Source organism: Acinetobacter legionensis, assembly GCF_048551735.1.
GTDB lineage: Bacteria > Pseudomonadota > Gammaproteobacteria > Pseudomonadales > Moraxellaceae > Acinetobacter.
The window spans coordinates 1-24,393 of the sequence record NZ_JBIMBV010000016.1 but is presented as its reverse complement, the minus strand read 5'-3'; the positions used below and the strand labels follow the sequence as shown (position 1 = coordinate 24,393).

The 24,393-nt window shown below is 39.3% G+C and carries 18 protein-coding genes; 7 read left to right on the top strand and 11 right to left on the bottom strand.

The window, feature by feature from the left end; translation table 11 throughout:
* Nucleotides 1-317 precede the first annotated feature (317 nt).
* The gene (locus ACG9ZL_RS14680; RefSeq protein WP_336952566.1) at nucleotides 318-1,619 is read left to right on the top strand and encodes a solute carrier family 23 protein; all 1,302 of its coding nucleotides are present in this window, start codon (nucleotides 318-320) and stop codon (nucleotides 1,617-1,619) included.
* Between the two features lie 49 nt (nucleotides 1,620-1,668).
* On the opposite strand, the gene ACG9ZL_RS14675 is transcribed toward ACG9ZL_RS14680, so the two are convergent.
* Together ACG9ZL_RS14675 and ACG9ZL_RS14670 are read right to left on the bottom strand one after the other, a co-directional pair.
* Nucleotides 1,669-2,385, bottom strand: a complete 717-nt coding sequence (locus ACG9ZL_RS14675; protein WP_419326907.1) for a nucleotidyltransferase domain-containing protein — start codon at nucleotides 2,383-2,385, stop codon at nucleotides 1,669-1,671.
* Nucleotides 2,386-2,567: 182 nt separating this feature from the next.
* Nucleotides 2,568-3,698 (bottom strand): TDT family transporter, encoded by a 1,131-nt coding sequence (locus tag ACG9ZL_RS14670; RefSeq protein WP_419360554.1) that lies wholly within the window; start codon nucleotides 3,696-3,698, stop codon nucleotides 2,568-2,570.
* Between the two features lie 207 nt (nucleotides 3,699-3,905).
* On the opposite strand from ACG9ZL_RS14670, the gene ribF reads away from it, so the two are divergent.
* From ribF to ACG9ZL_RS14650, 4 genes are all read left to right on the top strand, one after another.
* On the top strand, nucleotides 3,906-4,907 hold the full coding sequence (gene ribF, locus ACG9ZL_RS14665; RefSeq protein ID WP_419360553.1) for a riboflavin biosynthesis protein RibF: 1,002 nt from the start codon (nucleotides 3,906-3,908) through the stop codon (nucleotides 4,905-4,907).
* A 61-nt stretch (nucleotides 4,908-4,968) separates the two neighbouring features.
* On the top strand, nucleotides 4,969-7,809 hold the full coding sequence (gene ileS, locus ACG9ZL_RS14660) for an isoleucine--tRNA ligase (RefSeq protein ID WP_004718871.1): 2,841 nt from the start codon (nucleotides 4,969-4,971) through the stop codon (nucleotides 7,807-7,809).
* Nucleotides 7,802-8,341: a signal peptidase II gene (gene lspA / locus ACG9ZL_RS14655; protein WP_419360552.1), complete on the top strand. Its 540-nt coding sequence runs from the start codon at nucleotides 7,802-7,804 to the stop codon at nucleotides 8,339-8,341. Before ileS ends, lspA begins: the two co-directional genes overlap by 8 nt.
* Nucleotides 8,334-8,819 (top strand): FKBP-type peptidyl-prolyl cis-trans isomerase, encoded by a 486-nt coding sequence (locus ACG9ZL_RS14650; protein ID WP_004818226.1) that lies wholly within the window; start codon nucleotides 8,334-8,336, stop codon nucleotides 8,817-8,819. Before lspA ends, ACG9ZL_RS14650 begins: the two co-directional genes overlap by 8 nt.
* Nucleotides 8,820-8,891: 72 nt before the next feature.
* On the opposite strand, the gene ACG9ZL_RS14645 is transcribed toward ACG9ZL_RS14650, so the two are convergent.
* Complete coding sequence (locus tag ACG9ZL_RS14645; RefSeq protein ID WP_419360550.1) at nucleotides 8,892-9,581, bottom strand: aspartate/glutamate racemase family protein; 690 nt, start codon at nucleotides 9,579-9,581, stop codon at nucleotides 8,892-8,894.
* 320 nt (nucleotides 9,582-9,901) lie between these two features.
* Here ACG9ZL_RS14645 and ACG9ZL_RS14640 point away from each other — a divergent pair, with 320 nt between their 5' ends.
* Complete coding sequence (locus tag ACG9ZL_RS14640; RefSeq protein ID WP_336952602.1) at nucleotides 9,902-10,807, top strand: LysR family transcriptional regulator; 906 nt, start codon at nucleotides 9,902-9,904, stop codon at nucleotides 10,805-10,807.
* Nucleotides 10,808-11,267: 460 nt separating this feature from the next.
* Here the strand turns inward: ACG9ZL_RS14640 and ACG9ZL_RS14635 are convergent, their stop codons facing one another.
* Nucleotides 11,268-12,011 (bottom strand): sulfite exporter TauE/SafE family protein, encoded by a 744-nt coding sequence (locus ACG9ZL_RS14635; protein ID WP_336952571.1) that lies wholly within the window; start codon nucleotides 12,009-12,011, stop codon nucleotides 11,268-11,270.
* A gap of 208 nt (nucleotides 12,012-12,219) precedes the next feature.
* Between ACG9ZL_RS14635 and ACG9ZL_RS14630 the strand changes: the two genes are divergently transcribed.
* Entirely contained in the window at nucleotides 12,220-13,617 is a 1,398-nt protein-coding gene (locus ACG9ZL_RS14630; protein ID WP_419360549.1) for a glutamine synthetase family protein, read from the top strand.
* 588 nt (nucleotides 13,618-14,205) lie between these two features.
* On the opposite strand, the gene ACG9ZL_RS14625 is transcribed toward ACG9ZL_RS14630, so the two are convergent.
* From ACG9ZL_RS14625 to ACG9ZL_RS14595, 7 genes are all read right to left on the bottom strand, one after another.
* On the bottom strand, nucleotides 14,206-14,583 hold the full coding sequence (locus ACG9ZL_RS14625; protein ID WP_419360547.1) for a surface-adhesin E family protein: 378 nt from the start codon (nucleotides 14,581-14,583) through the stop codon (nucleotides 14,206-14,208).
* 52 nt (nucleotides 14,584-14,635) lie between these two features.
* Complete coding sequence (locus ACG9ZL_RS14620; RefSeq protein WP_016539541.1) at nucleotides 14,636-14,926, bottom strand: chorismate mutase; 291 nt, start codon at nucleotides 14,924-14,926, stop codon at nucleotides 14,636-14,638.
* Entirely contained in the window at nucleotides 14,919-16,259 is a 1,341-nt protein-coding gene (locus ACG9ZL_RS14615) for a hypothetical protein (RefSeq protein ID WP_336952574.1), read from the bottom strand. The genes ACG9ZL_RS14620 and ACG9ZL_RS14615 overlap by 8 nt, the downstream gene beginning before the upstream one ends.
* 247 nt (nucleotides 16,260-16,506) lie before the next feature.
* Nucleotides 16,507-18,336 (bottom strand): dihydroxy-acid dehydratase, encoded by a 1,830-nt coding sequence (gene ilvD, locus ACG9ZL_RS14610; RefSeq protein ID WP_419326899.1) that lies wholly within the window; start codon nucleotides 18,334-18,336, stop codon nucleotides 16,507-16,509.
* Nucleotides 18,337-18,694: 358 nt separating this feature from the next.
* A complete protein-coding gene (locus ACG9ZL_RS14605; protein WP_336952576.1) occupies nucleotides 18,695-19,120 on the bottom strand; it encodes a hypothetical protein in 426 nt (141 codons plus the stop codon).
* A gap of 331 nt (nucleotides 19,121-19,451) precedes the next feature.
* Complete coding sequence (tpgA, locus tag ACG9ZL_RS14600) at nucleotides 19,452-20,246, bottom strand: trimeric autotransporter adhesin/peptidogylcan-associated protein TpgA (protein WP_336952577.1); 795 nt, start codon at nucleotides 20,244-20,246, stop codon at nucleotides 19,452-19,454.
* A 63-nt stretch (nucleotides 20,247-20,309) separates the two neighbouring features.
* Nucleotides 20,310-24,393: YadA-like family protein (locus ACG9ZL_RS14595; RefSeq protein ID WP_419360545.1), on the bottom strand; the 4,084-nt coding region annotated here is incomplete at its 5' end.

The following is a 24,393-nucleotide window of genomic DNA, read 5'->3' as shown; positions in this document are numbered from 1 at the left end:
ATTATCTTAATTCTAAAGCGAGGAGAATGTGATCTGTCATTCTCCTCTCCTTTTAAAAAACGCGAAACTTTTCACATATTATAAAGCAGCAATAACTTTTTTTGACCAATCGCAAAATCGGATTTTTTTTAAATTTTTACACACAATTTTTTTTAATACTTTGATTTTACGCACTAACATTATTTAATTATTTGACCAAATGGTACAAAACACCAATTTTCCCTAATAAATGCAAATGCTTAGTTTGACTAAAATGATTAAAACTCTCGAAAAGAAAGCGTATGATGTGTCCAATTTGTTTTTTGAGTGCTCAATTTATGTCCAACTGGTTTCCCAAATGGCGTCCTTATTCTGGCAGCATTGATGCAAGACCTGTCGGTACCAATGAGTATTTACCGCCTGCGCAAAGTGTCGTTTTAGGGATTCAACATGCATTTGCTATGTTTGGTGCAACGGTACTCGCCCCCTTTTTAATGGGCTTTGACCCAAACCTTGCCATTTTAATGTCAGGAATTTGTACCATCTTATTCTTTATTGTTACGGGTGGTCGTGTTCCAAGTTACCTAGGTTCAAGCTTTGCCTTTATTGGAGTAGTAATTGCTGCAACTGGCTATGCTGCATCAGGTACAGGTACGCCAAACGCAAATTTAGCTATTGCAGCTGGTGGGATCATGGCATGTGGTGTGTTGTATGCAATGTTTGGCTTGCTCGTGATGGCAACGGGGACCAAATGGATTGAAAAACTCATGCCACCAGTAGTGACTGGTGCAGTGGTAATGATCATTGGTCTAAACCTCGCACCTGTTACGGTGAAAGGTGTCGCTGGTAATGACTTTAATATGTGGATGGCATTGGTCACTGTACTCTGTATGGGTTCAATTGCTGTATTCACAAAAGGTCTATTACAACGCTTATTGCTTTTGGTCGGGTTGTTATTGGCTTATTTGATCTATTTCATTGTTGCAAACGTAATGGGAAATGGAACGCCGATTAATTTCACGCCTATTCAACAAGCTGCATGGTTTGGTACGCCCACTTTCCATTCACCTGTTTTTGATATCAATGCAATGTTAATTATTGCTCCGATTGCTTTAATTCTGGTGGCAGAAAACTTGGGCCATATCAAAGCAGTCAGTGCAATGACTGGCGAAAACCTAGATCCACAAATTGGTAAAGCTTTTGTTGCAGATGGTATTGCAACCACGCTTTCTGGTGGTGTCGGTGCACCTGGTATGACCACCTATGGTGAGAATATTGGTGTAATGGCCGTTACTCGTGTTTATTCTACGATTGTTTTTGTCATTGCTGGTATTTTTGCAATTTTCTTAGGGTTTTCACCTAAATTTGGCGCAGTGATTCATACCATTCCAACAGCGATTTTAACAGGTGCTTCAATCGTGGTCTTTGGTTTAATTACCATTGCGGGTGCGAAGATTTGGATTGAAAATAAAGTCGATTTTTCTCAAAATAAAAACTTGATGGTTGCCGCAGTAACAATCATTTTAGGAACAGGTGACTTTGCCCTTCAATTTGGTGATTTCAACTTGGGTGGTATTGGTACTGCAACGTTTGCAGCATTGATACTCAACTGGTTCTTTAGCTTAAAAGATAAATCATAATTATAAATTTAACCTATTTTAAGCAGCCAAAAGGCTGCTTTTTTTATTTTTATATAATGTGAGCATCTATCCACAAATAAACGCTTTTTATTTCTTGGATAGAGGTCTCACTTGGTACATTTGGATGATCAAGTTCGTTTAACAAGTATTGAAACACTGCTTTTTGTTCAGGATATACATCTATCGTTTGTGCCACAGTATCATTTAAATGGCATGGCCATCCTTTTATATTGTCCAATGTCAAAGGAAGCAGTCGTATTATCCGTTTAATTAAAGATTTCTTAAGGCTGATTAATTCTTTTGCTGTTTTATCAGATGCCTCTAATATGCGTAAATAACCTTGTATATCTGTATCATAACCACTATTTATCGCCTTAATTACCTCGCGATTAATCTGAACATCGTTAAAAAGCGCAGATAAATCTTCTCCATAAATATGCTGACAAAAGAATTTGATCCATGCTCCCCAACTTTGTAGGGAATGCTTATTTAAAACCTCATCTAGAAAACCAATATCGATATCAACTTTAGGTAGAAATGGGTGTAAAACCTTAAGATTTACGCTTATTTCAGCAATCTTTTCATTTAAATTTTTTGGTTTATTTTTAAAAACAACACATAGGTCTAAATCTGACTGACCGATAATTGCAATGCCTTGAGCAACACTGCCATAAACATAGATGCTATGTAAATCTTCTACAAAGCTGCGACTAAAATGGTTAATCACATTTTCTAGCACAGGTTCAAATGCTTTTTGAATCCTCATTGATTGTAATATTCATCCACTTTTAAATTTTCTCAAACCAACATCATACTGCTTATATAGCATTTATTTTGTATTTCAATATTAAAAAAGCCCAACTGTAATCAATAGACAATTGGGTTTGGACGCTTTTTCCATCGGTTCTTAATGATTATTTTTATAGACTGATCAACAACATTTTCTGTTTATTCACGTTCTAAAAAAGTCTTTAAACAAGGAGAGAAAAACAGATTCCCTTGATACATTCCCTGCAAAGTTTTGCTCATCACCATCACCCACAACATCATCAAAATTGCAGCAAATGCTAAGCCTGTATCTACAATAAAACTGAGATGTAATTGGTGACCTAAACTCAATATTGCCAAAGTAAATACACCCAGTGGGAAAGTTAGCCCCCACCAACCGAGATTAAATGGTAGCTCAGTTGCCGCATGTTTGAGTGTGGTTAGAACTGCGATTGCGACCCACCACACACCAAAGCCCAGCAAAATAAAACTTGCCACGATCCCAACATTTTGAAAGAACACACCTAAATTTTCTAACTGAATCAATGCCAAAACCTCAGGAGCCTGAGCACCTAGAATCAAGAGTGCCAACGCACCTGTACCAATTGGCCCTAAAGCTAACCAGCTGGTAATTGCCAACTCTTTGCTCGGCAATTGATGTACAGCCAAACGTAACATTAGAATGGTGAGAATCCCAAAAGCAGGCAATACAGACATCCCCCACAGCATGTAACTGGTGAATAAAATACCCACCGCCTGTTGACTAACATGCGTATGCGCTAAAAGTAAACCGCCTGAAGTTGCTGCAACTTCACAGGCCACAATCGGCAATAACCACATTGCAGTCATTGTATGCAATTGATGATCTTGTTTGTGGAACATACAAAACGGTACCAGCACCCCGATACTCACCGCTAAAACCACATCGACATACCACAACAACTGCGCAATTTGGAACGCAACATCACCATAAATGGGTATGCCATATTTTAAAAAGCCATTTAATACCGTTGCCAACCCCATTGGAATTGCACCTAAAAAGAGTGCCATTGCGGGATGGGAAAAAATCTGCTTCGCTTCTTGAGGATAGATGAGCCAGCGTAGAACATACAGTATGATAAATACAGTAAACAGTAGCGTGTTAAACTGCCACAAAATAGTTGCCAGCTGCCATAAAAAATCAGATGCAAACGGAAATTCAGGCAAGATCAGTGCAACAACCCCTGTTCCCATGGTCATGGTGAACCAGTTTGGCGTAAACTGTCGAATCACATCACCTGTTTGTTCAAGTTGGTAAAATGGCTTTTTCATCGCTTCATCCTCATTTCAGCAGATAAATTGATTATAAAAGCATCTTTTAATAAATAAAATTGATTTAATTTCATAAAATGAATCAATTTTACTGATATCAAAGTATTCTCAGTCATTTTTTTCTGGATAAAAACACAACAACAAAGACGAAACTGTGAGATTATGGCAATATATAGTCCTTTCAAATTTTAAGCTTATTTTGAAACCATGCAGCTGTTACGTCTAAATGCCTTAGCACCAAATTTTCAATTGCCCCAAACCGCTGTGACGATTGGCAATTTTGATGGTGTCCATTTGGGACATCAGGCGATGGTTTCTCAACTCAAAGAAGTGGCTAAAGCCCAAAATTTAAAAACCTTGGTGATGATTTTTGAGCCGCAACCTTTAGAGTTTTTCAAAGGTTATGAAGCACCACCACGGATTTCATCACTCAGAGAAAAAGTAGAATATTTATCTGAATTGGGTGTCGATTATATTGCTATCGCTAAATTTGATAATCAATTCCGTAGCTTAAGTGCAGAAAACTTTGCAAGCCTGTTAAAAAGCAAACTCAATGCGCAAAGTTTGATCTTAGGTGATGATTTTCACTTCGGCAAAGACCGTCAAGGCAATAGTGAATTTTTAAAACAATATGGTTTTGATGTCACCAATCTCAATACCATTGAATTTAATGGCGAACGTGTCAGTTCAACCCGTATTCGCCAAGTTCTTCAAGCGGGTGACTTATCACTTGCAGCAAAATTATTGGGTCGTCCATACAGCATGATTGGTCGTGTGCAATATGGTGATCAAATTGGTCGTACTTTGAATTTTCCAACCATCAATGTTCGACTTGGCCGTCATAAACCTTGTTTAAGTGGTATTTATGCCGTCGATGTTATTTGCGAAAGCACCTCATTGACACAGAAAGTCAAAGCTGAGAACCCCGATAAAATCGGTATTGCTGGTTATCAAACAGATGCGTTATTTGGTGCGGGCCATGTGGGAACACGCCCTGCAATCAAACAAGAACATCCAGAATGGCGATTAGAAGTACATTTTCCAAATGTTTCTGCTAATCTGTATGGTCTGTTAATGCGGGTCACTTTCCTCGACTATTTACATGGTGAATTAAATTACCCATCACTTGAAGCGCTTCAGGCGGGAATTGATGATGATGTCGAGCGTTTGCTTGAGTTTCGCAAAAACACCCCCAAATTTCCTTTTTAACTTAAACTTTTATTGTAAAACGCGTCAGCAATGGTGCTGATAATATTGGATGACAACTTGCATGAGCGATAAGCAAACTTCTGAAAATGCAGTGGATTATAAAGCCACGCTAAACCTACCAGGTACTGAATTTGCAATGAAAGCAAATCTCGCAGTACGTGAAGCAAAATGGTTAGAAGAGTGGTATGCCGACAACATTTATCAGCAGATTCGTGCTTCGCGTATTGGCAAGAAAAAATATATTCTGCATGACGGTCCTCCATATGCAAATGGTTCATTGCATTTAGGTCATGTCGTCAATAAAGTTTTAAAAGACATTATTGTTAAAAGTCGCACTTTAGATGATTTTGACGCACCTTATGTTCCAGGTTGGGACTGTCATGGTCTACCAATCGAGCTCAAAGTCGAAGAAAAAATCGGTAAAGTTGGCGTAAAAGTTGACGCATCGACTTTCCGTAAAGCCTGCCGTGAATATGCATATACCCAAGTCGAATTACAGAAAAAAGACTTTGTTCGTATGGGCGTGTTTGGAGATTGGGATAATCCATATCTCACCATGAACTTCAAACAAGAAGCAGATATTGTTCGCGCGCTCGGTGAAATTGCCAAAGCAGGCCATATCGAACCTGGTCTAAAACCAGTGAACTGGTGTATGGATTGTGGATCATCACTTGCTGAAGCAGAAGTGGAATATGAAGATAAAAAATCTGATGCAATTGATGTGGGTTTCGGTGTTGTAGATCTTGCTGATTTGTCTGCAAAAGTGGGTGTCAGCGTTAGTAATCCAACAGATATCGTGATTTGGACAACGACACCGTGGACATTACCCGCGAACCAAGCAGTTGCCTTACATGCAGATATTGCCTATCAATTGGTGGAAGTTCAGTCTGAGCGTGGCACACAAAACTTAATCTTAGCCAAAGATTTAGTTGAATCTGCATGTGAACGTTACAAACTTGAACAACCAAAAGTATTGGCTGACTTTGTTGGTGCGACGCTCGAAAACTTACAATTACAACATCCATTGATTGTAGATCGTCAAGTACCTGTAATTTTAGGTGAACATGTCATCGCAACCAGTGGTACAGGTGCTGTGCATACTGCACCTGGACATGGTGTGGACGATTATAAAGTTGGCTTAATCTATAACTTAAAAGTAGAAAACCCTGTAAGTGGTAATGGTGTATATTTACCGACTGCGCCTCTTTTTGCAGGCGAGCACATTTATAAAGCCAATCCAAAAATTATTGAAGCATTAACAGATGCTGGCAAACTCTGGGCGCATCTGCCAATTAAGCACAGTTACCCACATTGCTGGCGTCATAAAACACCAATCATCTTCCGTGCAACCCCACAGTGGTTTATCAGCATGGATGCGAATGGGTTACGCCAAGATGCTTTAAATGCGATTGAAAATGACATCGACTTTGTCCCTGATTGGGGTAAAAACCGTATCAAGTCAATGATTGAAGGCCGCCCAGACTGGTGTATCTCTCGTCAACGGACTTGGGGTGTGCCGATTCCATTCTTTGTACATAAAGACACCAATGAATTGCATCCTCGTACCGCAGAGCTCATTGAAGATGTGGCGAAGCTCATCGAAAAAGAAGGCATTGATGGTTGGTATAACCGTGAAGCCAAAGCATTTATCGGTGATGATGCTGAACAGTACAATGCTGTTCGTGACACGCTCGATGTATGGTTTGACTCAGGTACAACGCACTATGCAGTATTGCGTGAACGTGCAGAACTGCAAGATCCTGCTGATTTATATCTTGAAGGTTCTGACCAACATCGTGGTTGGTTCCAGTCTTCATTGCTCACGTCGATTGCGATCCATAAACGCGCACCTTATAAAGCCCTGCTTACGCATGGTTTTACCGTGGATGAAAAAGGTCGTAAATTATCGAAATCATTGGGTAACTTTATCCCACTTGAAGACATCATTAAGCAGTTAGGTGCTGATGGTTTACGTTTATATGTTGCATCAAGCGATTATCGTTATGAAATTGCCGCAAGTAACGAAATTTTTAGCCGTGTAAGTGACAGCTATCGTCGTATTCGTAATACTTTACGTTTCTTATTGGCAAACTTGAATGGCTTTAAACCATCAACAGATGCGTTACCTGTAGATCAATTGATTGCATTGGATCAATACATCTTACAACGTGCAGCAGACGTACAGAAAACCATTCAACAAGCTTATGAAGATATGAACTTCCATGTCGTCACCAATGCTTTGACCAGTTTCTGTATCAATGATTTGGGTGGTTTCTACTTAGACATCATCAAAGACCGCCAATACACGACTAAAGCAGACTCCACAGCACGTCATTCTGCTCAAACTGCGTTGTATCATTTGGTTCAAGCCTTTGTTCGTTGGATGAGCCCTATCTTGAGCTTTACAGCACAAGAAGCGTGGCCATTGATTCCAGAACAAACTGAAAAATATGTATTTACAGCGCATTGGTATGATATTCCAGTGGCATCAAGCACCAACTTGATCTCTGAAGCGGATTGGCAAACCTTAATTGAAGTCAAATCTGCGGTTAATAAACAGATTGAGACAGCGCGTAATGCTAAATTGGTTGGTAGTAACCTGTCTGCTAAAGTTGAACTTTGGGCAAATACAGACCTACAAAACGTCTTGAAGCAATTGGGCGATGAGCTTCGTTTTGTCTTGATCACCTCTCAAGCGATTGTTTATGACTATGCTGAGCAAGGTGAAGCAACAGAACTTGAAGGCCTACGTGTTAAAGTTTCTGCTGCTGAAGGCGAAAAATGTGCACGTTGCTGGCATGTTCTTCCAGATGTGAATACACATCATGCACATCCAGGGCTTTGTTCTCGTTGTATTATTAACCTTCCTACAGGTCAAGGCGAAGAGAGAAAATATGCCTAATCCGCAAAATAAAAAGGGCTTATTACAGTTTTATCCACATAATTTGATGTGGCTTGGACTTTCTGTCCTTGCCATTATCATTGACCAATGGACAAAAAACATTGCAAGTGCAGAGCTGACTTATGCTCAGCCTATACCTGTATTGCCCTTCTTAAATTGGACATTACTGCATAATTACGGCGCAGCATTTAGCTTCTTGTCTGATGCGGGCGGTTGGCAGCATTATTTATTCACAGGTCTTGCAGGCGTTGTATCGATCATCTTTATTTTTTGGCTTATGCGTATGCCAAAAACCACGCTGATCTTACCTGCTGCAATCGCATTGATTCTTGGCGGTGCATTGGGGAATTTAATTGATCGGGTGACATTAGGTTATGTGGTCGATTTTATTCATTTGCATTACCAAGGCAGTAGTTTCCCTGCATTCAACATTGCCGATAGTGCGATCACTCTCGGTACGATTTTATTGTTAATTGATACCTTCTTTTTAGAAAAGCATCGTATTCAACGTGCGGAAGCGCAAAATGACTGAACAAATGATTAACCCCAATGACGAAACGCGTGTTGCGGATGGCTCAAAAGTAGAACTGCATTTTTCTGTTGCCATCGAAAGTGGTGTTGAAATTGATAACACACGTAGCCGTGAAGAGCCTGTAAGCTTAGTGATCGGGGATGGCAGTTTATTGCCAGGTTTTGAAAAAGCCTTATTTGGTCTTCGTGCAGGTGACCGTCGTACTGTTAGCCTTCCACCAGAAGATGCTTTCGGTCCGTGGAATTCTGAAAATGTGCAAAAATTCGATACAGTAAAATTCGAACAACGTCCTGTTGAAGGCCACATGATTGAGTTTGAAGACAAAGCCAAACAAAGTCTATTTGGCGTGGTTAAAACTGTCGGTGAAGATATCACTGAAGTGGATTTCAACCATCCACTCGCAGGTAAAAATATCACGTTTGAAGTAGAAATCTTCAAAGTTACCCCTGCGGGTCAACAAGGTGTGAAAATTATGTAAGCCTTTGCTTATATAGTATTTAAAGCTCCTTCGGGAGCTTTTTTATTGATACAAATACCCACTTCAAAAAGGTCAAGACAAAGCAAAATCCACAGCAGCTTGCACATGGATCGACGTTGTATCAAACAACGGAACAGAAAACTGAGTATCTCCAATGAGCATACAAATTTCTGTACATCCTAGAATAATACCTTCAGCACCCTCTAATATTAGCTGCTCAACAATATGGATGTATTTCTGACGAGATTCTTCCTTGATCACACCTAAACACAATTCATCATAAATAATATTGTGAACCATCTGTCGATGGTCTTGGTTAGGCGTTAGTACATTGATGCCTTGTTCTTCTAACCGACGCTTATAGAAGTCCTGTTCCATGGTAAATTGAGTACCTAACAAACCGACTTTGCCAATGTTCTGATTTAAAACTTCTTTTGCTGTTGCATCAACAATATGAATAAATGGAACTGAGACCGAGCTTTCAATAGCAGAAGCAACTTTATGCATAGTATTGGTACACAGTAAGATCCCTTCTGCCCCTGCTTTCTCCAACTGAATAGCCTTCTCTGTTAAATACAGTGCTGCATCGTCCCATAAGCCTTGACGCTGTAATATTTCTATCTCAGCAAAATCAACACTGATTAAAACAATTTTTGCAGAGTGTAATTTTCCTAATTTTTGTTGAACGCTTTTATTCAGCTGTTGATAGTACAAGTCTGTAGATTCCCAACTCATTCCGCCTAATAAACCAATCGTTTTCACTTTTTTGCTCGCTTAGAATTCTCATCTTTTCTAGGGTGTTTTGATATTTCATCAATGGTTTGCGTTGTAGACTCAAATTGAGCAAGTCAGGCATATGATCAATATCAATCAAGTTACTTTTGTTTCAAGCCCATATATTTTCCAATACAATCGCTTAAAATATCCTGTGACTATCGTACGATATCGTCGTGATCAAGCCTTCATTCATAGTTTCAATTTAAATCTCGTCCTACTTACCGCTGAAACAATCTACACGATATCGCATATTTGTATGATTATTCAGCTATACTTTGATCTCATTTCAGCTCTTTATGATTCGCATGCGCCTAGACTTCTTCGATTTGCAACTGTTTATCAATATCGTGGACACAGGAAGCCTCACCAAAGGCGCAGAACGCTCGTCGATTTCACTACAGGCAGCCAGTGAACGTATTAAAAAACTCGAACAACAATATGCCACAAGCCTTTTTACCCGCCATGCCTCTGGGGTCAAACTCACAATTGCAGGTCAAACTTTTGCAGAACAGGCTTTACGTCTAATACAACAAAGTAAACAGCTTGAACAAGCGATGTCACCCTTCGCAAAAGGTCTAAGCACACAGATGACTTTGTGGTGTAATTCATCTGCACAAAGTGAATATCTGCCCTTATTACTTCCTCAGTATTTGGTTGAAAACCCACATATTCAGATTGATCTACAGGAAGCAGAAAGTAATGAAATTATTCAGACCCTTGAAAAAGGCAATGCAAAACTCGGCTTAATTTCGAGCTTTTTTAATGCACATCAATTACAGACTTTAACCTTTTCAGATGATCCGTTAGTGCTGATTTGTCCATCAAATCATGAATTAAGCCAGCGAACAGAGCTCAGACTGGTCGATACTCTGAACTATGCCTTTGTGGGTTTAATGCAATATCACTCTCTACAGCAGTCGATTGAAAACCAAGCCAAATTGCTTAATTGTGCAATTCAGTATCGTTTAAGATTGCCAAATTTTGCTGCGATCGCTCAAGTGGTTGCAAGTGGTGTCGGCATTGCCATTATGCCCAAACGGGCAGCAATGCGACTCAATCAACTCTATGCATTTGATCAAATTGAGCTGGTCGGTGAATGGGCAAAACGTCAACTACAATTGGCTGCTCAAAACTTTGATGAGCTTCCAACAGCATATCAACACTTTGCCCAATTTTTAATTTCACAAAAATCGAAACTGATTTTAGTTTAAATAATCTGAATTCGATATAAAATTCTTGATGAAATATGATACTCGGAAACGTCATCCGTAACTGTCTGAGGCAGGATCTCATACATAAAGTATTGTTTCTGCGATTCATTGAATACATTGCTGGTGGTTGACGAGTTTTGCGGTGAGCAGCGATGTGGCTACGCAAGATGGTACCCTTGCGGAGCTTAGCTCCACATGTCGAAACAAAAGTAGGGCGAGCCGCAGGCTGATCCTGAAATTGAATGACAGTTCAGTAAGACTCCGTCAAGATCATTGTTTTTCGATATATTAAAGATATCTTTAAGTCAAACTCACGTTAAAGATTTAAGCACCACGCTGATATTCATTTTTAAAATTAACGGAATCATTATCATCTACTTTAATTTTTTCAGTGTACCCAATATGGTCATAGCTTCACCTTTGCAGACAGAGCCATTAAACGACCATTTAAGTCCACGAATTAGATCACGCCAAATTGATGCAATACTGAATATAAGCCAAAAATCACCAAGCCACAGAAGAAAACTTTACGAAATTTTTGCTCTGGAATACGGTAACGGATTTTTGTTCCCACCCACATTCCCATTAATGCGGGTACCAAGGCAATAAGAGATAACTGATAATCAATTGGCGTATCTTCAACAGGGTTTTGATGTAAGAAAACAGCAAGGCACAGGGTTGAAACGGTAAAAGCTAAACCTAAAGACTGAACCAAATCATCACGCTTTAACTGCAAAGATTGTAAATAAGGGACCACAGGAATCACCACCACTCCCGTGGCAACAGTTAAAGCACCGCCTAAATATCCAATGATTGGGGAAAGCCATTTTTCATGTGGTGCAAGATTTGGCATACGTTTGGAAAATAAACCATAGAGTCCATACAATGCTAGCATTCCCCCCAGTAATGCTTCACTATGAAAACCGCTACTAGAGTGGCCTAAAGTTGGGAAAATACTCCAAATTGAACCGATAATAATCCCCAATAATAAGGGATAAAAACGGCGAACCAACCGCCATACATGGCCTTCAGCAAACAATTGCCAAAAATTGGTCACCATAGATGGAATGATCAATAAAGTTGCGGCTTGAAATGGACTAATCACAAGGCTTAAAAGCCCCATTGAAACGGCAGGTAAGCCGAGACCAATTGTGCCTTTAATCATGCCTGCAATTGCAAATACACCAATTACAAATCCCATCATGTCGTTTTACCTCAATATTCTGAGGCAATGCTACGCCAAAGCTTTGCTTTGAAATATCACTGTTTTTAGGATATAGCCTCAAGCAATGATTGAGGCTTGATGTTGAGTATTTTGGCTAAGCGTCTAAGAAAAGAATTTACGATCATTTTACGTTACTCGAGTAAGCAAGCTTTCTATAATTTTTTTACCCTATTTGGATCTATTCACAATGAATATGTCACTTGCCAATTCTACAAAAATATTCCCCACAGCACTGATCTTAGAAAATCAGGGCAGGTATGATTTTGACAAAGAAATCCAACAATATTTAGAACATTATCCAGAGACCCAGTTTATTGATATCTGCTTGCATGACCTCAATGGTCATCTACGTGGTAAGCGTATTGAAGTAAATGCCCTCCATCAATTGCAGAAAGGCTGTTACTTTCCATTGTCTATTTATGCGATGAGTTTGGATGGTCAAGTGGTTGAAGAAAGTGGGCTTGGGAAATATATTGGTGAACCCGATCGCTTATGTATGCCCGTCTTGGGCAGTCTAAAGCCTTGCGCAGATCAACCCAATCAGCACGCCCAGCTGCTATTAACCATGAAATCCGATGATGGTTCAGATTGTGTGATCGAGCCTCGCAATATATTAAAAAGAATTTTATCGACACTGCATCAAATGCACTATTTTCCAATGATGGCAGGTGAAATCGAATTTTATTTGTCTGAAAATGTCCAAGATGCCCCATTTTCTCCCCAATCGGATCCGCTTTCTACCCAATGTTTCGATGTCGATACCCCGCATAATTTTCAAACTGTCATTCAACAAATTGAATTAGAAGCAAAACGACAAGATATTGATTTAACAGGTGTTGTAGCTGAAAGTGCTTCTGGACAATTTGAATTGAATATTCAGCACAGTGACAACATTTTAAAACTGTGTGATGACATCATGAGTATTAAAAGAATGATTCGTCAAATTGCGATGCAACATGGTTTAAAAGCCAGTTTTATGGCGAAACCAAATATGGCAAAAGCAGGCAGTGGCATGCACTTTCATATGAGCATGCGTAACCAATGGCAAGACAATCTTTTTAAAATAGACCAGTTGAAAAACCCAAACCCGATCATGCACAAAGTGATCACGGGTTTACTCGACTTAATGCCCGCATCCATGGCTATTTTAGCACCCAATATTAACGCATTCCGCAGATTCCAGCTTGGCAATCATGTTCCACTCGAAGCCAATTGGGGCTTCAATAATCGTAACGTTGCCATTCGCATCCCCTGTTCAGATCAGGACAATCAACGCTTGGAATATCGTGTTGCGGGTGCAGACGTCAACCCTTATTTGTGTGTTGCAACTATTCTGACGGGTGTACTGCATGGGTTACATGCAGCAATGGATTTACCTCAATCAATCCAACCAGTAAAAGTGATCAACTCACAGCATTTCTTACCTTCTCATCAGCTTGAAGCACTACAATTATTTGAAAAAAATAAGGTTTTTAAGCAATATTTTGGTTCAGATTTTATGCAATTATGGTGTGCATGTAAAAAATTTGAATATCAATCTGTCATCAATAAAATCACAAATACAGAATTGGAATGGGGCATATAAAAGACTAATTCAAAAATGATAATGCCCAAATCAAAATATAGTCAACTTGTCAAAAAACGCATACACAAGAATATAATTTCTCTCAATAAATATCTTTAATTAAATCAACCAAATGGAGAAATAAATTGTTTGATTATAAAAGATTGTTCATTGCCACATTTTGCTTGGAAAGTTTGTGTAGGTGATGCCTAACTTTTTGTAGTGGATACCAAACCTTGTACTACAAACAAAGCCGTGCTTTATTTTTACTCATGTTGGATGAGAGGTACGTCCTGTACCTCCATCCAATGGCGACATCCATGTCGCCCCACGATCGGGTAATCATTTATGATTCAAAAGTACAAAAAACAAATTGCTAACCAATAGTTTCTAAGAGTTGATACAAGAACATAAGCTCATTTATGATCAATGACTTGATGCAAATGATTTATATGAATAATTAGCTGGTTTGGCTATAGTATGATGACCATAAATTAACAATGATCAATAAAAAATCCCTTTTATATAAAAGGGATTTTAAGTAGCTTAGACTGAAGTGCGTTAAAGCTAATTGTACTTTAGATATTGAAATACATAAGAATTTAGAAGTTATTTACACACGGCTTTAAAAAATGCCAGATTAATTTCATCATCATCGATATCACTTGGATCTGAGACTTGCGGATCGCTATTTATCAATTGACCATTTTTTTTATAATCTTCAACCAGTGTAATATTTGTCGTACGATCAGCACATTGGTCTAAATTATGAGAAAGTGTATAGTCACCTTTTTTCATATCAAGTTCTTCACTGTCTGCATCAGCAACAAACTTAGCCCAATAATTTACCGTATTGTCTTTTTTTACAATGCGATCGGTATCTAAATAAAAGCTACCATCGGCATCTTTGACAATAAATTTCCAATTTTCTGCAAGTGCATACTGACTCAAAATTGTTGTGATGCAGATTAGAATAATTTTTTTCATACTGTTCTCTAAAATAAATATTTTTATGGGCAAAATTGAAATCACATCACCGTTATGGACGAATTTCTTTTAATTCTCTTTGGATAAAATGCTGGATCATTTCCCGATAGAGCATTTCCACCAAATCAGGGTTAGTTCCAACATCTATGGCTTTCTGACGTACTTTATTAATCACTTGTTGTACACGCTCTGGAGACTGTACGTCATCTACATTACGTTTAAATCGGACAGCTTGATCAACATAAAATTGACGGGTTGCAATCAGTTCAATCAGCTCCTGATCCAACTGATCGATTCGATCACGTACTTGTTCTAATGATTCACATTTCTCTTTTTTAATCATCTGTTTTTTCTGCATCCTGTGCTTCTATATTATGTTGAGCGCGTTCAAACTCATTCTCGGCTTTATACTTCTGTTCTAACACATTACTAAAAATACTTTCAATCATCCAAACCCGATATAGGCTATTAAAAACGTAACGCTTTCCTTCAATACGCAATTCTAAAACAGGAAAATCAGGCTGATGTTTCTCTGCACATTGCCGATCATTGGCTGTTAATAAAGCTTCCACGTCAGTATCTGTTAGGTTTTCAATTCCTAAATCATGTTGCATTTGCTGTAAATGCGGCTTGAATGATAAATCACGACCTTTGGTCCAAACCGCTTGTAAAATGTCATACATCACATCTACACGTTGTTCTTCTGGTACGCTGTAATAAATCTTTGCCATATTTAAGGTGCTGTCTGCGGTCGGACGACAGAACGGGGTAAATTTTACTTCTGAACGCTTGGAAAGACGGGTCGCCAAACTCCAATCAAAAAAGTCCCGACCGTGATAACTCAGCGGAAATAAATTCAGTTGAATATTATAATAATTTGCGAGTTCTTCTTTGATATATGCCAATAATAACCAACTGATCGGATCTTCTAAGGCAATATATAAATCAAGTTCAGGATGCATGGCCTGAATTTCAGCAAGCTCTTCCGCATCACTCATCAAATGCTCACGCCATTCAATGTGATTGATGAGAAAAATAGGATTATCAATCAATAATTTTTGTTGTTTTAAACGACGAGTTAACCGTAATAAATCATCTACTGCATGATATTTACGCCCACCAAACTCAAAATAGCTTTCTAAAATTGGGCTTTGACCAAAAATACGTTCTGGAAAATTCTGAGGTTTTTGATGCTGACTCGCCATCACAAATAAAGTGCGTAATTTGCCATACTGCTGCTGCCACAGCATATGAAATACATCTTCGAGTAAATAAAGGAAATTTTGACCAGTCAACGGTGTATTTCTAAGAATTGTTTCCGCTTGTTGTAATGCTTCTTGAGTCGGTTGTTCTGGTTTTTCATCATCATAACTAAAGCGATGTTGATTGGCTAAGATTTTGGCATCTTCTAAACTATAATTGCGCCATTCTTCTATGGTCATGCCATTGGGGGGTTCTGCTGCGGTATTGGAAATAATGACTTTAAGTGGCTTCAAATCATCACTTAAAAGATCTTCCAATTGGGGGAGTTGCTGTACAGCAAGATAGCTATAAACATCATCTAAACGCAGATAAATACTCAGTCCCTGTTCCGTAGATAACACCTCTTGACGAATCGGCTTTTGGTAAAACCAACTCGATCGGATTGGATCAAACCAACGGCGTAACAGTGACATGCGTAGAGCCTCGAAATAAGCACTGAAAAATAAAAGAAAATCTGATTGAAACTCACTCAAGCATACCATTCATTCACAGGTGATGCTGATAAAATTAATTCTAACCAGTCATAACAAAACTTATAACAATTTGAATCTGAATGATCAATATCCCAAAACTCGATAAAATTTAAATTGTTAGATCAATTCAATAAAAAGCACCCAATCAATGAGTGCTTTTATTTTGTTTGGAATCTAATTTTAAAGCTTAGATTTCACGCACCGCACCTTTCGATGCACTAGTGGTGTGCATAGCATACGCTTTTAACGCTTTTGAGACCTTACGTGGACGTTCTTCAGCTGGATGCCAACCTTTTTCGTCTTGAGCTTTACGTCGTGCTGCCAAGGTTACTTCATCAACAGCAAGGTTAATCGTTCGATTTGGAATATCAATTTCGATCAAATCACCATCTTCAACCAATCCAATGACACCACCTTCAGCAGCTTCTGGGGATACGTGGCCAATTGAAAGACCTGAAGAACCGCCAGAGAAACGACCATCCGTAAGTAAAGCACATTCTTTACCTAAACCTTTCGATTTTAGATAGCTGGTCGGGTAAAGCATTTCTTGCATGCCCGGACCACCACGTGGACCTTCATAACGAATCACCACGACATCACCAGCTTTGATTTCATGACCAAGGATTGAATCTACAGCAGCATCTTGGCTTTCAAAGACACGAGCCGTACCATTAAATTTCAGGATCGAATCATCTACACCCGCAGTTTTTACAATACAACCATCCACAGCAATGTTTCCGTACAGTACAGCTAAGCCACCGTCTTTAGAGAATGCATGTTCAGCATTACGGATCACGCCTTTTTCACGGTTACCATCTAAAGTTTGATAATAACGGTTTTGTGAAAATGCTGTTTGAGTTGGAACACCACCTGGCGCTGAGCGGAAGAACTCGTAAACCTCAGGATCCTCTGTACGAATAATGTCCCATTTATCTAAGGCATCTTTCAAGGTATTTTCATGTACGGTATGCACCGTTGTATCCAATAAACCTGCTCGATCTAATTCACCTAGAATCGACATGATACCGCCAGCACGATGTACGTCTTCCATATGTACATCTTGTTTTGCCGGTGCAACTTTACACAACACAGGAACTTTACGAGATAAACGATCAATATCGTCCATGGTAAAATCAACACCTGCTTCATGTGCAGCAGCTAATAAATGCAAGACTGTATTAGTTGAACCACCCATTGCAATATCTAAAATCATTGCATTTTCATAAGATGCTTTGGTCGCAATTGAACGTGGTAAAATGGTGTAATCATCTTGTTCATAATGACGTTTTGCCAACTTAACAATCAATTGACCCGCTCTTTCGAATAATTTTTTTCGATTTGCATGGGTTGCTAAAGTTGAACCATTGCCCGGTAATGATAAACCAAGGGCTTCTGTCAAACAGTTCATTGAGTTGGCTGTAAACATGCCTGAACATGAACCACAAGTTGGACAAGCTGAACGCTCATATTCCTTTACTTCTTCATCGGTAAAGCTATCATCAGCGGCAACCACCATTGCGTCGACTAAATCAATTGCATGTTCTGTACCACGGATTTTAACTTTACCCGCTTCCATTGGCCCACCAGACACAAATACCACTGGAATGTTCAGACGCATTGCTGCCATCAGCATTCCTGGTGTAATTTTGTCACAGTTAGAAATACACACCATAGCATCTGCACAATGCGCATTGACCATGTATTCAACAGAATCCGCAATCAAATCACGTGAAGGCAATGAATACAGCATGCCATCATGCCCCATTGCAATACCATCATCGACCGCAATCGTATTGAATTCTTTTGCCACACCACCCGCTGCTTGAATCTGCTCAGCAACCAGTTGACCTAAGTCTTTTAGATGTACATGACCAGGTACAAATTGAGTAAATGAGTTGACTACCGCAATAATCGGTTTACCAAAATCTTCATCTTTCATTCCTGTTGCACGCCATAAGCCACGTGCACCAGCCATATTTCTTCCATGTGTCGATGTTTTTGAACGATAGTCAGGCATTTGTATTTCCAACATTGTTTGAGCTTGAAATGAATATCAATTCACTCTGGCTAAATAAAACTGATATAACAATAAATCAGTCGAAATATGAACACATCATACTATAACTTAGCATATAACCAATGATCTTGAGCATGATCTTTTTTTAAACAAGACGTGTCTATTGATATTCCAACAAGCTTTATAGATAAATAAAACATTAGAATTTAATATAACGCTATCGTGTTGGATAAGACACAAAACTTCTATGAATAATTTTTTATTTTTTAATAAAAAATATTTATCATTTAATAAAAATCACTAAATTTTATTTTATAAAAGGCCTCAAAAGAAGCCTCTTAATTCACTTTTCAACAGATTATTTCTGTTTAATCAAATATAAACCTGTACATTGTTTGCCTTCACGGTCTGTACACAGCTCAGCTGTTTTAGCAGATACCCATTTTAAACTTAATCTAATATCAGCATTGCTATAATCTACAGGCTCGCCACCACAACCGGCTTTTTTGTTGTCTAACTTAACTTTCAAGGCTAAAACATCCAAAGCCTGAGCATTTTCATTTCTTAATATTGCAAAATCACCTGTCATTCGCTTTTGCTTTGTGGTGTAGGTAAATTGGTCAGGCTGAGTAAATTGATAGCTTTCGGTACATTGGGCCTTCGCATTATACACTGTCCAAGTTCCCCAAAAATCCTTGGCCAAATTCACCTGAGTTTTATCAAAAGCTTGTGTTTGTATAGCAAATCCAAACCCAAGCAACGCCAATACTATCTTCTTCATCATTTTTATACTCAATACATTCAAATTAGGTTTTAGAGCTAAGTTAAGTGAATAGGTTAATTGTTTTTTAAAGCATCTCATCAAAAAAAATTGATTAAACACTTTATTTAAAAAGTGTGTTGTTGATGTTCCTTGATTAGTCAACTTGGTAATTGACCACATCGGGTTGTTTATGATTTATTTCAAAACAAATCACCATTGTATAAACCATAACTGTGAATAATTTAAAACGCCCAATGAAATTCATCGGGCGTTTGCATAAAATAAAAACTCAACCGATTTGAAGAATAAACAACTTCTTTCAAACTGAATTCATTTAATTATGCCTTCAGTTTTACCAAGTGATGTTTACTCGGCGATTAGGGGCTAAACATTCGACCAATTGAATTTTTTTGTTCATCCCATTGCATTTCTGATACACGTCAGTTTTATTTTCTGCTGAAAATTGAATTTGATCAGCAGGAATTCCCTGTTGTTTCAACAAATCTACAACGGTATTGGCTCTCGCAGCTGATAAACGTTGGTTATACGGAAATGAACCTAAACGGTCAGTATAACCTGCAACAAAAATCTTACTGTTCCCATCAGTTTGCTTAATTTGATCGGCAATTTTGCTAATCACTTCAGGATTTTTTACTCCGCTTTTATCTGAATGATCAAAATAGAATAAAACACTGGCTGATTGACCTGTAGAGGATAGAGCCGTTTGTTCTGTCGCGGATTGGTTATTGATGCCCCAAGCCATCAGACCTTGGCATTGTTCACCTTTCCAATATAGATTTTCTGAACGGTAGTGCTTATCAAAGTCTATGCGTAACTGGCAACGTTTATATTGATTTGAACTCGGCTCTCGGACATCCAATACATAGTTCCAAGTTTTAACAGCGAAAAGACCTTCAGAAAATTGCGGATTTCCCAAAACATGGCGAATCTGATCTTTGCTTAAACCTTTATCTAAACGTGCCACGTCATCATATTCATAACGATTCACTTGCTTTAGATAACTATCTTTCACTTCAGGAAAATGAATTTCTTGGGTATTTGATGTTTCAATTTCAGCAGCATGACTCAATGACATCACAAGACCACTGAATACACTGAACATAATTTTTTTGTTAAATGCTTTCATTTTTTCTCTCTTAAAAAGTTGTCAAGAAAAAGGAAGACCGTTCGATCTTCCTTGTCTCGTGATTTAATCAATTACACCACTGATACCGATACGAACACTTGGGTCACCTTGAGATGCTGCCGCAACACCACCTGTAATCGACCAACGTCCATTGTCTGCAGTTTTACGTAAGGTCACACCTACCGCATTCTCACCACCGTGATAAGCTGCTCCAGCTGCATAAGTATATTTACCCGCTATATAAGGTGCTGATTCAAGTGCCATTGCTGCTGCAATACCTGCATTGGCTTTTTTCTCAACATCATCAATCCGGTTATTGGTAATACGGAAAGCGTTATCCAACTTGTTGCTGACATTGTCAATTTTGCTATTCAATGCTTGATCCGCTTGGTTCAATGCATCGATTGCACCACCGACATTGTTATACTTAGAGTCACCTACGTTGTAAGTTGGAGCAGTGAAGCTACCTGTAATATTGTCATAACCAGCACCACCGCCAAGATAATTCACAACTGCTTGGTTAGTCGTATTCAATTGGCTGCCGTTGACTGCATCTTTTGATGTTGCATTGACTGCGCCATCTTTAACACCTGTCACAACACGGTTGCCATCTGTACCCGCCACGCTCACACTTGTACCACCAGTATCTTTCGCGACTGTAACAGTTGCATCCTTACCTGCTTGTTGAACTAAACCGACAGTACCATTATTAATATCATTTTTGATGTTGCTGATATCCGTTGAGTTTTGATCAACTTGTTGCTGAACATTCCATAATTGACCACCATTTACAGCATCTTTAGAACCTTGAGTCACTGCACCATCTTTTACATTGCTAATGGTTGTGCCATTTGCACCACCACCGAGTGTGATCTTATCTTTTGATGCATCGTCATATTTAACAGCATTATTGGCAAGCTCATTGACATTGTTATTCACAGTGCCAATTGCGCTATCTAACTGCCCTTTATTGACTGCATCTGTAGCGTTAACAGCATTTGCCACATTGGTAATTGTTTTATTACCTGCGTTAATACCTGCCACCGTTACACTTGGCCCACCTGCAATGGTTAATCCTGTGTTGTTTATCACAACCGCATTACTACCAATTGAGATTCCAGCATTATTGAGAACCGTATCACCTGCTTTCACAGAATCAACTGTTAAATCTTTAGCTGTTGATACTTCATAATTGTCTGAACCATCAGCATTTTTGCTCTTATTCACAACAATATTCTGACCATTAGAAACAGTCGTTTTAGAAGTTGTTGCTACAGAGCCAATGGCTTTATCCAATGCTGTTAAAGCATCTCCAACATTCGACTGATTACCTTGTGCAACATTATAGGTTGGTCCTGTAATGGTGCCGTCAGCATTGACTTTCGCATTACCGCCCAAACCATTTACAAGTGCATTTTGAGTGGTAACAACTTGGTTACCAACAGCTTTTAACTGCGCTACATTTACAGCATCAGCATCTGCGCTACCCGCTGCAACACCAGTAATTTGACGATAAATACCGCTTACCGCATCACCAACTGCTACTGCACCAGTTGTTGATGTTGTATTGCTAATTGCTGTTTTGTCTGCACTTGTTGCAGCTGACAGCGCATAACCCGCAACACCAGCACCAGTCGTCGCCGCTGAGCCATTGCCTAACACAACTGAACCAGCAACTGTTTTGGTCACATTGTTTCCAAGTACAAACGTATCATCTGTAAGCACTTGGTTATTATTACCTACAGAATAACTGTTTGCACCATCAACAATGGTCGGGTCACCAATCGCACCAGAATGGTTGCCTTTCACTTTATTGCCCGTACCAATACTGATTGATTGTGTACCTAATGCCTCAGCACCCTGACCAATTGCAATGGATTGTCTGCCCTCAGCTTTTGTATTGTGACCTAATGCAACAGCACTATCTGCACCTGTTGCCACAATTGCATTTACACCAATCGCTGTAGAGTTTAAACCACCCGCACTTGAGTCATTAGTTGTTCCTAAATCACCTTTCGACATATCGGCATTGGTATGGAAGAACTTAATACCATCGGTATTCATCTTCTGTACTGTTTGACCAATCGTCAAGCGATCTGTGGTTTCTTGACCTTGCTTATCATAAGTTAAGAACAGTGAATCTTGGTTCTTATTGTCAGGTTTTGTATTTACAACTTGGTCAATAATATTCACTTTGTTGCCATTACCATCTACAACTTCAGTGATGTTTTTCGTGACAGCTTGCTTCAATTGCTCTTCAGTCGCTACTCTACCTTTAGTCGCAAAATCACTCGCTGTAAGATCTTTATTACTTAATCCTTCAATTGTGTCACTTGCCTTATTAACAACAACATTACCTACAGTCACTTTATCGAAGTTTACGTCTTTCGCTGTTTCAACTTGATAGTTACTTGAACCATCTGCATTGGTACCAGCAGTCACAACAACGTTGTCTCCAGCGGTAACTGTGGTCTTCGCTTTGGTTGCTGAATCTTTAATGCTGTTGATTGCCCCATCAATTGTGTTTGAACCCGTGCCACCAATGTTACTTGTCGTAATGATACCAGTCGTTGCATCTCTAGTGGTCAAACCGCCAATTGCATTTTTCAGACTATTACCAACATCATACAATTGACTACCGTTGATCGCATCAGTTGATGTTGCGTTAATAGCGCCTGCTTTAACATTGGTGATTGTTGTTCCACCTGTACCTGCAAGGGTTACGCTATCGTAGTTTGCACTACCATCAGCATTCTTGTCGTACTTCACTGCAAACTTATCAGTTTCACCTTGCGATGCATTGAGACTATTGATCGCTTTGTTAATGCTGGTTTCTGTGTTGCCACTACCATCTTTCACTGTCAACGCTGTGTTATCTACACCTGCAATGGTATTGCCTGAGCCATCTTTAACCGAGATGCCATCTTTACCGATCACTGTAGAACCATTTGTACCATTGGTTCCATCGTTCACTGTAATGCCAGTTAAGTTATTGAGGTTTTTATTTAACTCAATCGCAACTTGACCATTTGCAACCTTCGTAGTGATGTTGCTATCTGCACCAACAACTTCAACCGCTTCGCCTAGGTTCTTCTGAACTTTAGCGCCATCTGCTGCTTGTAATGCAAAGCCTTTGCTCGTCGCTGCATTAGTCGCGTCAACAACTGCATTGTTCAAATCACCAGCGTTAACACCTTTGCTCGCATTGGCCTCTTTAGTGTAGTCACCCGCACTCGCAACATTGTTTAAGCTTGTACCACCTGTTGTGGTGATCTTGCCTGTCATTGCATCTTTAGTACTACTTGAAGCACTACCTGCTAATGTGATGTTGTTATAGTTTGCACTGCCATCAGCATTCTTGTCGTACTTCACTGCAAACTTATCAGTTTCACCTTGCGATGCATTGAGACTATTGATCGCTTTGTTAATGCTGGTTTCTGTGTTGCCACTACCATCTTTCACTGTCAACGCTGTGTTATCTACACCTGCAATGGTATTGCCTGAGCCATCTTTAACCGAGACGCCATCTTTACCGATCACTGTAGAACCATTTGTACCATTGGTGCCATCGTTCACTGTAATACCAGTTAAGTTGTTGAGGTTTTTATTTAACTCAATCGCAACTTGACCATTTGCAACCTTCGTAGTGATGTTGCTATCTGCGCCCACTACTTCAACTGCTTCGCCTAACTTTTTGTTAACCGTATTGCCATCTGCTGCTTTTAAGCCAAAGCCAGTATTGGTAAGACCTGTACTTAAGCTATCCAACTGACCTTTGTTCACTGCATCTGTTGCTGTCGTTGCATCTGCTACGTTTTCAACTTTGTTGCCATTGGCATCTAGACCATTCGCAGTCACTTTGCCTGCAAATACTGGTGCATCTGCCAATTGGATATCCAGCGTATTGCCAGTGATCACTGTCTTGATGTTGCTGTTCGAACCTGCGCCTGTTAAGCCACCAGTAATGTTCAGCGTTTCACCCAGTTTACGATCAACTGTACCGCTGTTACCCGTAAACGTTACCGGTTTGATCACTTCAGTATTGAGGTTAGTTAATGCATCACCCACATTGTTCGCTGTGGTGGTCGTACCATCTGTTTTTGTAGTCACATAGCTTGGCGCACTGATCGCACCTGTCGTGTTGTCA

Coding starts and splice junctions, on each gene's coding strand:
- ACG9ZL_RS14675 (WP_419326907.1), bottom strand. CDS start 2,385: ATGAGGATTCAAAAAGCATTTGAACCTGTGCTAGAAAATGTGATTAAC.
- ACG9ZL_RS14615 (WP_336952574.1), bottom strand. CDS start 16,259: ATGTCACTGTTACGCCGTTGGTTTGATCCAATCCGATCGAGTTGGTTT.
- ACG9ZL_RS14635 (WP_336952571.1), bottom strand. CDS start 12,011: ATGATGGGATTTGTAATTGGTGTATTTGCAATTGCAGGCATGATTAAA.
- lspA (WP_419360552.1), top strand. CDS start 7,802: ATGCCTAATCCGCAAAATAAAAAGGGCTTATTACAGTTTTATCCACAT.
- ilvD (WP_419326899.1), bottom strand. CDS start 18,336: ATGCCTGACTATCGTTCAAAAACATCGACACATGGAAGAAATATGGCT.
- ACG9ZL_RS14605 (WP_336952576.1), bottom strand. CDS start 19,120: ATGATGAAGAAGATAGTATTGGCGTTGCTTGGGTTTGGATTTGCTATA.
- tpgA (WP_336952577.1), bottom strand. CDS start 20,246: ATGAAAGCATTTAACAAAAAAATTATGTTCAGTGTATTCAGTGGTCTT.
- ACG9ZL_RS14625 (WP_419360547.1), bottom strand. CDS start 14,583: ATGAAAAAAATTATTCTAATCTGCATCACAACAATTTTGAGTCAGTAT.
- ACG9ZL_RS14640 (WP_336952602.1), top strand. CDS start 9,902: ATGCGCCTAGACTTCTTCGATTTGCAACTGTTTATCAATATCGTGGAC.
- ACG9ZL_RS14650 (WP_004818226.1), top strand. CDS start 8,334: ATGACTGAACAAATGATTAACCCCAATGACGAAACGCGTGTTGCGGAT.
- ACG9ZL_RS14670 (WP_419360554.1), bottom strand. CDS start 3,698: ATGAAAAAGCCATTTTACCAACTTGAACAAACAGGTGATGTGATTCGA.
- ACG9ZL_RS14620 (WP_016539541.1), bottom strand. CDS start 14,926: ATGATTAAAAAAGAGAAATGTGAATCATTAGAACAAGTACGTGATCGA.
- ACG9ZL_RS14680 (WP_336952566.1), top strand. CDS start 318: ATGTCCAACTGGTTTCCCAAATGGCGTCCTTATTCTGGCAGCATTGAT.
- ACG9ZL_RS14630 (WP_419360549.1), top strand. CDS start 12,220: ATGAATATGTCACTTGCCAATTCTACAAAAATATTCCCCACAGCACTG.
- ribF (WP_419360553.1), top strand. CDS start 3,906: ATGCAGCTGTTACGTCTAAATGCCTTAGCACCAAATTTTCAATTGCCC.
- ileS (WP_004718871.1), top strand. CDS start 4,969: ATGAGCGATAAGCAAACTTCTGAAAATGCAGTGGATTATAAAGCCACG.